This window comes from Aromatoleum evansii, assembly GCF_012910805.1.
Taxonomy (GTDB): Bacteria; Pseudomonadota; Gammaproteobacteria; order Burkholderiales; family Rhodocyclaceae; genus Aromatoleum; species Aromatoleum evansii.
This window is the reverse complement of record NZ_WTVK01000018.1, coordinates 92,680-102,433: the sequence shown is the minus strand read 5'-3', so window position 1 is coordinate 102,433 and position 9,754 is coordinate 92,680. Positions and strand designations below refer to the sequence as shown.

The 9,754-nt window shown below is 68.2% G+C and carries 7 protein-coding genes; 2 read left to right on the top strand and 5 right to left on the bottom strand.

The window, feature by feature from the left end; translation table 11 throughout:
• Nucleotides 1-147: 147 nt before the first annotated feature.
• The 3 genes from GO615_RS11380 to GO615_RS11370 are packed head-to-tail and all read right to left on the bottom strand — an operon-like array spanning nucleotide 148 to nucleotide 3,994.
• On the bottom strand, nucleotides 148-1,164 hold the full coding sequence (locus tag GO615_RS11380; protein ID WP_246262239.1) for an ABC transporter permease subunit: 1,017 nt from the start codon (nucleotides 1,162-1,164) through the stop codon (nucleotides 148-150).
• A gap of 45 nt (nucleotides 1,165-1,209) precedes the next feature.
• Complete coding sequence (locus GO615_RS11375; protein ID WP_169128035.1) at nucleotides 1,210-2,757, bottom strand: sugar ABC transporter ATP-binding protein; 1,548 nt, start codon at nucleotides 2,755-2,757, stop codon at nucleotides 1,210-1,212.
• On the bottom strand, nucleotides 2,747-3,994 hold the full coding sequence (locus GO615_RS11370) for an ROK family transcriptional regulator (protein ID WP_169128033.1): 1,248 nt from the start codon (nucleotides 3,992-3,994) through the stop codon (nucleotides 2,747-2,749). Before GO615_RS11370 ends, GO615_RS11375 begins: the two co-directional genes overlap by 11 nt.
• A gap of 250 nt (nucleotides 3,995-4,244) precedes the next feature.
• Between GO615_RS11370 and GO615_RS11365 the strand changes: the two genes are divergently transcribed.
• Complete coding sequence (locus GO615_RS11365; protein WP_169128031.1) at nucleotides 4,245-5,060, top strand: uracil-DNA glycosylase family protein; 816 nt, start codon at nucleotides 4,245-4,247, stop codon at nucleotides 5,058-5,060.
• Complete coding sequence (locus GO615_RS11360; protein ID WP_169128029.1) at nucleotides 5,057-6,817, top strand: amidohydrolase family protein; 1,761 nt, start codon at nucleotides 5,057-5,059, stop codon at nucleotides 6,815-6,817. The genes GO615_RS11365 and GO615_RS11360 overlap by 4 nt, the downstream gene beginning before the upstream one ends.
• A 60-nt stretch (nucleotides 6,818-6,877) precedes the next feature.
• Here the strand turns inward: GO615_RS11360 and GO615_RS11355 are convergent, their stop codons facing one another.
• Entirely contained in the window at nucleotides 6,878-7,867 is a 990-nt protein-coding gene (locus GO615_RS11355; RefSeq protein WP_169128020.1) for a glucokinase, read from the bottom strand.
• Between the two features lie 60 nt (nucleotides 7,868-7,927).
• Nucleotides 7,928-9,388 (bottom strand): glucose-6-phosphate dehydrogenase, encoded by a 1,461-nt coding sequence (zwf, locus tag GO615_RS11350; protein WP_211167055.1) that lies wholly within the window; start codon nucleotides 9,386-9,388, stop codon nucleotides 7,928-7,930.
• Nucleotides 9,389-9,754 lie beyond the last annotated feature (366 nt).

Genomic DNA, 9,754 nt, shown 5'->3' with positions numbered 1-9,754 from the left:
GGGGATGGGTTAAGCAGACGTCGCCGAAACCCATCCCCCTCCTAACCGGTAGTCTCGGCTGCGCCTCGCCGCTCCGCAGGCAGCGAGCGATGCTCGCCGAAACCCCTGCTTCGCCCCCCTTGAAGGGGGAGGGACTAGGTGCTGTCTTCAGGTCCGCGCGCCGCTCTGGCGATAGCGGTCCAGCGCCACGGCGCCGATGATCACGAGGCCCTTGATGATGTATTGCCAGATGTCCGACACGCCCAGCAGCACGAGGCCGTTCGACAGCACCGCGATGATCAGCGCCCCGATCAGCGTGCCGACGATGGAGCCGACGCCGCCGACGAAGCTCGTGCCACCGAGGATCACCGCGGCGATCGCGTCGAGCTCGTAGGACTGGCCGAGCTGCAGTCCGTTGGCGGCGAGCAGGCGCGCCGAGGTCATCACCGCGCCGAGGCCGGCCAGGAGGCCCGACATCGCATACACGAAGAGCAGCACCTTCCATACCTTGATGCCCGACAGGCGCGCCGCTTCCGGGTTGCTGCCGACCGAGTAGATGTGCAGGCCCAGCACCGTGCGGCGCAGGATGAACCACGAGCCGGCGATCACCGCGAGGGCGATCCACACGAGCCAGGGCACGCCCAGCAGGTTGTCGTTGCCGATGAAGGCGAAGGGCAGGTCGGGGTTGAATACGGTCTGGTCGGCGCCGAGCAGGCGCGCGACGCCTCGCACCGCGGTGAGCGCGCCCAGCGTCACGATGAAGGGAGGCAGCTTCGCGAAGGCGACGAGGCTGCCATTCACGAGGCCGAAGGCGAGGCCCACGGCGAGGCCTGCGGCGATGCCGAGGAAGCCGCCGCCCGGCAGTGCAGAGGCCATCACCGACACGACCGCCGCCGCGGCGAGGATGGCGCCCACCGACAGGTCGATGCCGGCGGTCAGGATCACGAAGGTCATGCCGGCCGCCAGCACGATATTGATCGACGCCTGCTGCGCGACGATCGACAGGTTCTGCGCGGTGAGGAAGCCCTCCGCGAGGATGCCGAAGCCCGCGGCCAGCAGGATCAGCACCGGCAGCATGCCGACGGCGCGCATCACGGCCTGGAAGCGCTCGCGCGGGGTCGCCTGCACAGGGGCGCGCGGCGAACCGGCGAGGGTGGTGGGATTCGTGGCGGGGGCGTTGCTCATTGTCTTCTCCATGGTGTGTCTCTCCTGCTCTTGTGCTGGGACCGCTCAGGCGGCCTGCGGCAGGGTCTGCGGGGTGGCGCCGGTGGCCAGTTCGATGATTGCTTCCTGCGTGATCGGCGCGCCGGAGTAGCCCCCGAGTTCGCCGACCAGCTCGCCTTCGCGCATCACCAGCACGCGGTCGGCGGTGCCGACGACCTCGGGCAGCTCGCTCGAGATCACGATCACGCCGACGCCGCGGTTCGCGAGGTCGTTGATGATCCGGTAGATCTCCGACTTAGCCCCGATGTCGACGCCGCGCGTCGGCTCGTCGAGGATCAGCACGCGCGGCTTGATCTCCAGCAGGCGCGACAGCAGCACCTTCTGCTGGTTGCCGCCGGAAAGCGCGCCGACATTCACGCGCGAGTTCGGCACGCGGATCGCCAGATCGCGGATCGCCGCCGTCGCCCGCTCGCGCGCCTTCGCGAGGTTCAGCACGCCGCCGGTACGGGCGTCGTCGGAGCATGCGCACACGTTGATGTTGTCGCGCACGCTCATGTCCAGGAACAGGCCGCGGCCCTTGCGATCCTCGGTCAGGTACACGACGCCCGCGCGGATCGCGTCGAGCGGCGTCTTCAGCCGCACCGGCACGCCATCGACGACCAGCTCGCCGCTCGTGCGCTCGTCGGCGCCGAAGATCAGCCGCGCCAGCTCCGTGCGCCCCGCGCCGACCAGGCCGGCGATGCCCAGCACCTCGCCCGCGTGCAGGTCGAAGCTGCAGCCGCGCACCCGCTTGCCGTCGCGCATGTCGCGCACCGCCATCACCACCGCGCCCGGCTCGTAGGGCTTGTGGTCCTTCTTGTAGAAGCCGGACAGGTCGCGGCCCACCATCATCTGCACCAACGCCTCGGCCGAGAGCGCGTCGCGCTCCAGCGTGCCGACGTAGCTGCCGTCGCGCAGTACCGACACGCGGTCGGAGAGCTCGTAGATCTCGGCCATGCGATGGCTGACATAGACGATCGCTAAGCCGTCCGCGCGCAGCTGGCGGATCAGCTCGAACAGGCGGTCCGTCTCACGCGAGGACAGCGGCGTCGTCGGCTCGTCCATCACCAGGATGCGCGCATCGGCGTGGATCGCGCGGGCGATCTCGACCAACTGGCGCTCGGCGATCGACAGGTCGCTCACCAGCGTGCGCGGCCCGAAGGAGGCGCCGAGCCGTTCGAGGATGCCGGCGCAACCCGCTTCCATCGCGTGGCGGTCGATGCGCCCGGCGCGGCGCAGTTCGCGCCCGAGGTAGATGTTCTCGGCCACCGTCAGGCTCGCGCACAGCGTGAGCTCCTGGTAGATCACCGCGACGCCCAGCGCCTTGGCCGACAGCGGCCCGTCGATGACCACGGGCTGGCCGTCGATGCGGATCTCGCCGCCCTCGTCGGCGCTGTAGGCGCCCGAGAGGATCTTCATCAGCGTCGACTTGCCGGCGCCGTTCTCGCCCATCAGCGAATGCACCTCGCCGGGGTAGAGCGTCAGGGACACGTCGCGCAGCGCGCGCACACCGGGGAAGGTCTTGGAGATGCCGCGCATCTCGAGCACGGGGCGAGGGGTGATATCAGTCGGCATCGCGCATATCCTCGATCGAACGCGTCACGCTGCCGAGGATCTCGGCGCGCGGGGAGAAGCTGAAGAACATCGGCAGGCTCGCAGCGCCCACCGCACCGGCATCGGAGCCGAAGGTGCCGCGCACCAGTTCCGGCGCCTCGCGCGCCTCGGGCGCGTTGTCGGCCAGTGCCTTGGCGAGGCGGCGCTGCAGGAGGTCGATCAGGCCGCCATCGACGTCCGCATCGAACACCACGACCGGCACGTCCAGCATGCACAGCGCGGCACGCACGGCCGGGGCGAGCGCGTCGATGCAGTCCTCGACCCATTCCTCCACGGCGGGGTGATGGGCGCGGATGTGGCGCTCCAGGTCGGCGTGGCTCGTGACGTCGGCACCCATGTGGCGCAGGTGGCGGCCCAGCGCGTTGAGCGAGGCGCGCGACAGCAGCATGTCCCACTTGTGCGCGGGCGCCTGCGCCGAGGCGAGGCGGCTCGGCGGCACCGGCATCACCGCGATGTCGCCGGCGTTGCCGGTCACGCCGCGCAGGCAGTCGCCGTTGAGCGCGACGCCGCAGCCGATCACCGGCCCCATGAAGAGATACAGGAAGTCGTCGAACTCGCGTCCGCAGCCGTAGAACAGCTCCGCGATCGCCGCCGCATTGCCGTCGTTCTCGCTGAACACCGGCAGGCCGGTCGCCTCGCCCAGCTCGAAGGCGAAATCGACCTCGTCCCACGCGCGGAAATCTTCGTTCGGCAGGTTCAGCTCGCGCAGCCAGGCGCCGAGGTTGAAGGGCTGGGCGACGCCGATCCCGGTCAGGCGCTCGCGCTCCTCCAGGGTGATCGCCTTCAGCACTTCCTCGATGTCGGCCTGCACGAGCTTCAGCGTCTCGTCGGGGGAGGGCAGGATGCGGTCATGCACGCGGCGGGCGAGGATCTGGCCGCCGAAGTCGAGCAGCGCGGTCTCGATCGTGTCGCGGTCGAGGCGCACGCCGATGCCGAAGGCCCCCTTCGGGTTCAGGTCGATCAGCGTCGCCGGCTGGCCGCGCTGGCCTTCGGTGCGGCGACCCGTATACACGATCAGCTCGCTCGCCTCGAGCGACTGGATGATGCTGCCGATGGCCGTGCTGGTCAGGTGGGTGCGGCGCGCAAGGTCGGCCTTCGAGGCCTCCCCGGAACGGCGCAACACCTGCAGCAGCAGGCGTTCGTTGTAGCGCCGCAGCCGCACGGAGTTGCGGCCGCGCCCGATCTGGGCTGTTGCCATGCTCGTCTCCTTCGACCCCGCTCTTTGGCGGTGTTTGTTTATTAATAAATCAAGTTGGTTTATTAAATGCCGTGGAAGGCCGGTTGTCAAGGAGAACTTCTTACCCGGGCGGAGGGCGCGACCGGCGGCGCACGCGTCTCGGCGAACTCCGGCCGCGGTCAGCCACGAACGAAGCGAATTTCTGTGCTATGCCAAATCAACGGCGGGTCCGGCGGCGCGCAGGCCACCGCCCGTCCGAAGGAGAGCTCTCATGTCGCATCCGTTCGACCCAGGCTATGTCGCCGAGCCTTTCGTGACGCTCTGTTCCGAATACCCGGGGGCGGATGTCTACCCGCCCGGGCAGTTCCGCACCGAATGGGGGCCGATCTTCCATCGCGGGCGGCTCGACGGCTCGGCCCGCGTGCTGGTCATCGGACAGGACCCCGCGCAGCACGAGAGCGTCATCCGGCGCATCATGGTCGGCGAGGCCGGACGACGCGTGCAGGGGCTGCTGCGCAAGCTCGGCGTGACGCGCAGCTACGTGTTCATCAACACCTACCTCTACAGCGTCTACGGCAGCGTCAAGGCGCACACGCGCAAGGATGCGCGGCTGGTCGATTACCGCAACCGCTGGCTGCACGCCCTGCTGACCGGCAGCCGCATCGAGGTCGTGCTGGCATTCGGCCGGGTGGCCGACGAGGCGTGGCGTTTCTGGAGGGAGACCCCGGCGGGCGGGGCCATCGACCTCGCCTATGCCGCGCTGACTCATCCCACCCAGCCGGAAAGCGCCTCGAATGGCAACAAGGCGAAGCTCGCGGATGCGACCACGGCGTTGCTGCGCAACTGGAACAAGGCCCTGCAGGCCGTCGCGCTGCGCGTGCAGCATCCGGACGCGCCGACTCCCCTTGTCTTGTACGGCGATACCTGGACGGACGAGGACCGCATCGGCATCCCCGAATTCGATTTTCCCGCCGGATTGCCGGCGTGGATGCGCGAGCAGGACGGCTGGGCGCGGCGCGCCGGCCCCGACGATCTGGCCAAGCGGCGCAATATCACGATCAGGATTCCCAAGGGAGTCGTCGCATGACCGGCATTCCGCGTTGCTGGTATCCGCTTGCCGGAGCCGAGTCGCCGCCCGCCCGGCGCGCCCCCGTGGCGGTCGCCAGGGGAGCAGAGCCGATCGACCTCCCGACCGGCCCGAAGGCCGCGCTCGCCGGTCGCGTCGTGACGATGGACGACGCATTTACGGTCAGGACGGACGCTGTCGTCTACATCGACCGCGGCGCCATCGTCGCCGTGCAGGACCGCGCCCGGCCGGCGCCGCCCGGTTTCGAAGGCATCGCGCCCGTCGCCACGCGCGGCACGCTCTACCCGGGTCTGATCGAGCTGCACAATCACCTCGCCTACAACGCGCTGCCGCTTTGGGCGCCGGTGCCCCGACGCTTCCAGCATCGCGGCCAGTGGCCCGATCATCCCGACTACCGTCGGCTGATCAGCGGCCCGATGACCGTCGTCGGCACCTACCGCGACGCCGAAGGCAAGGCCGCGCTGCTCGCACCGCTCGTCCGCTACGTCGAATGCAAATGCCTGCTCGGCGGCGTCACGACGAGCCAGGGGATCATGCTCAACAGCAACGCCGGCATACGACGCTACTACCGCGGCCTGCTGCGCAATGTCGAACAGACCGACGACCCCGAACTGCCCGAAGCGCAGGCGCGCATCCCCGACATCGATGCTCGCGATGCCGCCTGGTTCCTGGAGCGGCTCGAGAAGGAGGGCAGCTGCTTCCTCCTTCATCTCAGCGAAGGCGTGACGCCACCGGACGCACCGGATTCGATCGCGCGCCGCCATTTCCTCGCGCTACAGGTTGCGCCCGACCGGTGGGCCCTCAATGACCGTCTCGCCGGCATCCATGCCGCGGGCCTGTTGCCGGAAGACTTCGCCGTGCTGGGGCGGCACCAGGGCGCGATGGTGTGGTCCCCCTTCAGCAACCTCCTGCTTTATGGCGCGACTGCCGACGTGAAAGCCGCCTGCCGCGCAAACGTGCGCATCGGTCTCGGCAGCGACTGGTCCCCCTCGGGGAGCAAGAACCTGCTCGGCGAACTGAAGGTCGCGTGGCTCTATTCGCAGCACATGCTCGACGGCTTCTTCGGCGCGCGCGACCTCGTCGCGATGGCGACGCGCGAAGCCGCCGCGATCCTCAAGTGGGACAAGGCGCTTGGCACGCTGCAGCCCGGCAGGCGCGCCGACCTCCTCGTCATCGACGGCACGGCCGGCGACCCCTACGAAGCGCTCGTCAAGGCGAAGGAGACATCGATCCGGCTCGTCATGATCAACGGCCTCGCGCGCTACGGCACGCCCGGGATGATGAGCGCGCTGGGCGCCGCAGGCGAAACGCTGCGTGTCGGCGGCAGGCTGCGCTGCCTGAACCTCATGCAGCCAACGGCCGATCCCGATGTCGCCGCCGTGTCGCTGAAACAGGCCTGCCGCACCCTGCGGGCCGCCTTCCGCAATCTTCCCGCCCTCGCGCGCGAAATCGAAACACCGCGGCCGAGGAATGCCCTGCGGAGCACGCCCGAATCCATCGTCTGGTCGCTCGCCCTCGACGAGATCGAGGACACGGACATCGACCTGCGCCCGCGCCTGCCTTTCGGCGGCCCCGACGACTTCACCGGCCCCGAGCGCATCTCTCCGCGCGCCGCCGCGGCCCCGCTCTCGACCATCCTCCGGTCCATCGCCCTCGATCGCCTCACCGTGGCAGACGATCCGGACTTCCTGTCGGAGATCGCGAATCAACCGAACGTGCCGGAAGCCATCCGTACGCGACTGGCGGAGCTCTACTGATGGTGGAAGCGGGTGCCCGGCCCGCGGCACTCGCCGCAAGCAGGGCTTCCAGCGCTGGGATTAGCGTGCCAGCGACGCTGCCGCCCGATCGAGCGCGCGCGCCGCGCCGACCAGGCCGGGGTAGGGCGCATGGATGACCCAGGTCGGGATCTGTGCGAGGTACTCCCTGAAGCGCCCCTTGTCCTCGAAACGTTCGCGGAAGGGCGAGCGGGCGAAGAAATCGGCGAGCTTCGGCACGATGCCGCCGCCGATGTAGACGCCGCCGCGCGCGCCGAGGATCAGGGCGAGGTCCGCTGCGACGGTGCCCAGGAAGGCACAGAACGTGTTCAGCGTTTCGACGCAGAGCGAAGACGTTCCCGCAAGGCCGTGGCTGCTGATCTCGGCAGCGCTCAGGACATCGGCGGGTACACCGGCAACCGCGGCGTGCGCGTCGTACAGCGCGACGAGCCCGGGTCCGGACAGGACTCGCTCGGCCGAGACGTGAGGGTAGCGGGTCGCGAGCCAGGCGATCAGTTCGGCCTCGTGCGCGTTGCTTGCTGCGAGCGTGACGTGGCCGCCTTCGCCTTCGAGCGGCACGTAGTCGTCACCACTGGGCACGAGGCCCGAAATTCCAAGCCCGGTGCCTGCCCCGAGCAGGCCGATCGCGCGCCGCGCAACCGACGTACCACCTCCGACCTGCGCAAGATCGGCGGGTGTCAGTGCCGGCAGCGCCATCGCAAGCGCGGTGAAGTCGTTGAGCACCTGCAGGTGATCCAGCCCCAACTGGTCGCGCAGGGCCGCGATCGAGAACGCCCAGCTGTGATTGGTCATCCGGACGAAGTCGCCATCGACCGGGTTGGCGATGCCGAAGGCGCACCAGCGCGGCCGTGGCAGATCGCCGTCGGCGAGGTAGCGTTCGATCGCCTCGGCCGGGCCGGGGAAGTCCGCGCAGGGCAGGGTCCGCATCGCGACGAGGTCTTGCCCCGGGCCGGCGATCATCGCGAAGCGCGCATTGGTGCCGCCGATGTCGCCGACCAGGCGGGGAAAGGTGTCAGGGGAACCGGAAAACATCGATAAGTCCTCGAGTGCCGTCAGTGGTGACGTCATTGCAGCGGGTGGATGCGGCGTTGTTCAGATTTCCTCGTGCCACGACAGGCCGTCGCGCGACAGCAGCGCGCTCGACGCGGCAGGGCCCCAGGTGCCGGCGGTGTAGGGCTTGGGTCGTTCCCCCGAGGCGTCCCAGCCGGCGAGGATGGGCTCGACCCAGCGCCACGCGGCTTCCTGCTCGTCGCGCCGCACGAACAGCGTCAGATTGCCGCGCATCACGTCCATGAGCAATCGTTCGTACGCTTCCAGGCGGCGGCTGCGGAAGGCTTCGGCGAAGTCCAGGTTCAGGCGCACCGGCTGCAGGTGCATGACGTCGCCCGGCTGTTTCGCGAGGAGATGCAGGTCCACCGTCTCCTCGGGCTGCATGCGGATCACCATGCGGTTGGCGTGAAACGGCGAGGCCGGCACGCCGAAGATCGAATGCGGCACGGAGCGGAAGTTGATCACGATCTCGGCGACCTTTTCCTGCATGCGCTTGCCGGTGCGCAGGAAGAAGGGCACGCCGGCCCAGCGCCAGGTGTTGATCTCGGCCTTCAGCGCGACGAAGGTCTCGGTGCGGCTGTCCGCCGCAATGCCAGGCTCTTCCAGATAGCCCGGCACCGGTTTCCCGCCGCTCGCCCCGGCGCGGTACTGGCCACGCACCGAGCGCGTGGCAACGTCGCCGGCGCCGAAGGGGCGCAGCGCCCGCAGGATCTTGAGCTTTTCGTCGCGCACCGCGTCCGGGTTGATCGACGCCGGGGGCTCCATCGCGACGATGCACAGCAGTTGCAGCAGGTGGTTCTGCACCATGTCGCGCATCGCGCCGACGCGATCGTAGAAGTCGCCGCGGGTCTCGACACCGACCTGTTCGGCAACCGTGATCTGCACGTCGCGTACCCATTCGCGCCGCCACAGCGGCTCGAACAGCGCGTTGCCGAAGCGCAGCGCGAGCAGGTTCTGCACCGGTTCCTTACCGAGGTAGTGGTCGATGCGGTAGATCTGGTCCTCGCCGAAATGGCGCCCCACCTCGTCGTTGATCTGGCGCGATGACGCGAGGTCGTGCCCGAGCGGCTTCTCCAGCACGACCCTGCTGTCGCCGTGGAGCAATCCCGCCGCATCGAGGTGGCGGCTGATGGCTGCAAAGAGGCTGGGGGCGGTCGACAGGTAGAAGACGCGCTGACCATCCGGGCGCGCCGCCAGTCGGTCGGCGAGCGTCGCAAAACTGTCGCCCTGCATCGCATCGACCTGCGCGTAGGCGAGACGGGCGGCAAACGTCTGCCAGTCGTCGCTCCTGAAGTCGCGGCCGAGGAAGCGTTCCGCCTGTTGGCCGGCAAAACGCCGGTAGCCGTCGTCGTCGAGTCCGTCGCGCGCAACGCCGACGATCCGCGCCTCGGGCGGCAGCAGGGCGTCGCAGTGCAGGTGGTAGAGCGCCGGCAGCAGCTTGCGCATGGCGAGGTCGCCGGTGCCGCCGAAAACGACCAGATCGAGGGAACGGGTGCTTGCCATGGATGACCTCATGTACCGATTGTTAGCCAAAGCGCTTTGAGTTCATAGTCTGGAACAAACTTACACATAAATCAACGGCTCACAGCATAAAGCCACACGACGGAGCGAGTGTTCTGGTCAAGTGCGGGTGAATGAAAAATGTCAGAAATAACAATAGAACCAGCTACAAAACAACACGATATATGGAAGAAAAATGTCAATGGCAGGCAAAATGAGGACCTTTCATGTTTAAAAATTACAAAAAAGTTTGCCTTTGTTTCGTAGCATTACTACACTTTGCAGAAAATCGGCGTGGCCATCCTTGAAAGCGCTTCGGATGTTGGAACGAGCAGCATCCGGGGGGACAAGGGAGCTGCCTGCAGTGGT

Excerpts from the sequence above, each read along its gene's own strand:
- GO615_RS11380 (WP_246262239.1), bottom strand. The coding sequence starts at position 1,164 with ATGAGCAACGCCCCCGCCACGAATCCCACCACCCTCGCCGGTTCGCCG.
- GO615_RS11375 (WP_169128035.1), bottom strand. The coding sequence starts at position 2,757 with ATGCCGACTGATATCACCCCTCGCCCCGTGCTCGAGATGCGCGGCATC.
- GO615_RS11370 (WP_169128033.1), bottom strand. The coding sequence starts at position 3,994 with ATGGCAACAGCCCAGATCGGGCGCGGCCGCAACTCCGTGCGGCTGCGG.
- GO615_RS11365 (WP_169128031.1), top strand. The coding sequence starts at position 4,245 with ATGTCGCATCCGTTCGACCCAGGCTATGTCGCCGAGCCTTTCGTGACG.
- GO615_RS11360 (WP_169128029.1), top strand. The coding sequence starts at position 5,057 with ATGACCGGCATTCCGCGTTGCTGGTATCCGCTTGCCGGAGCCGAGTCG.
- GO615_RS11355 (WP_169128020.1), bottom strand. The coding sequence starts at position 7,867 with ATGTTTTCCGGTTCCCCTGACACCTTTCCCCGCCTGGTCGGCGACATC.
- zwf (WP_211167055.1), bottom strand. The coding sequence starts at position 9,388 with ATGGCAAGCACCCGTTCCCTCGATCTGGTCGTTTTCGGCGGCACCGGC.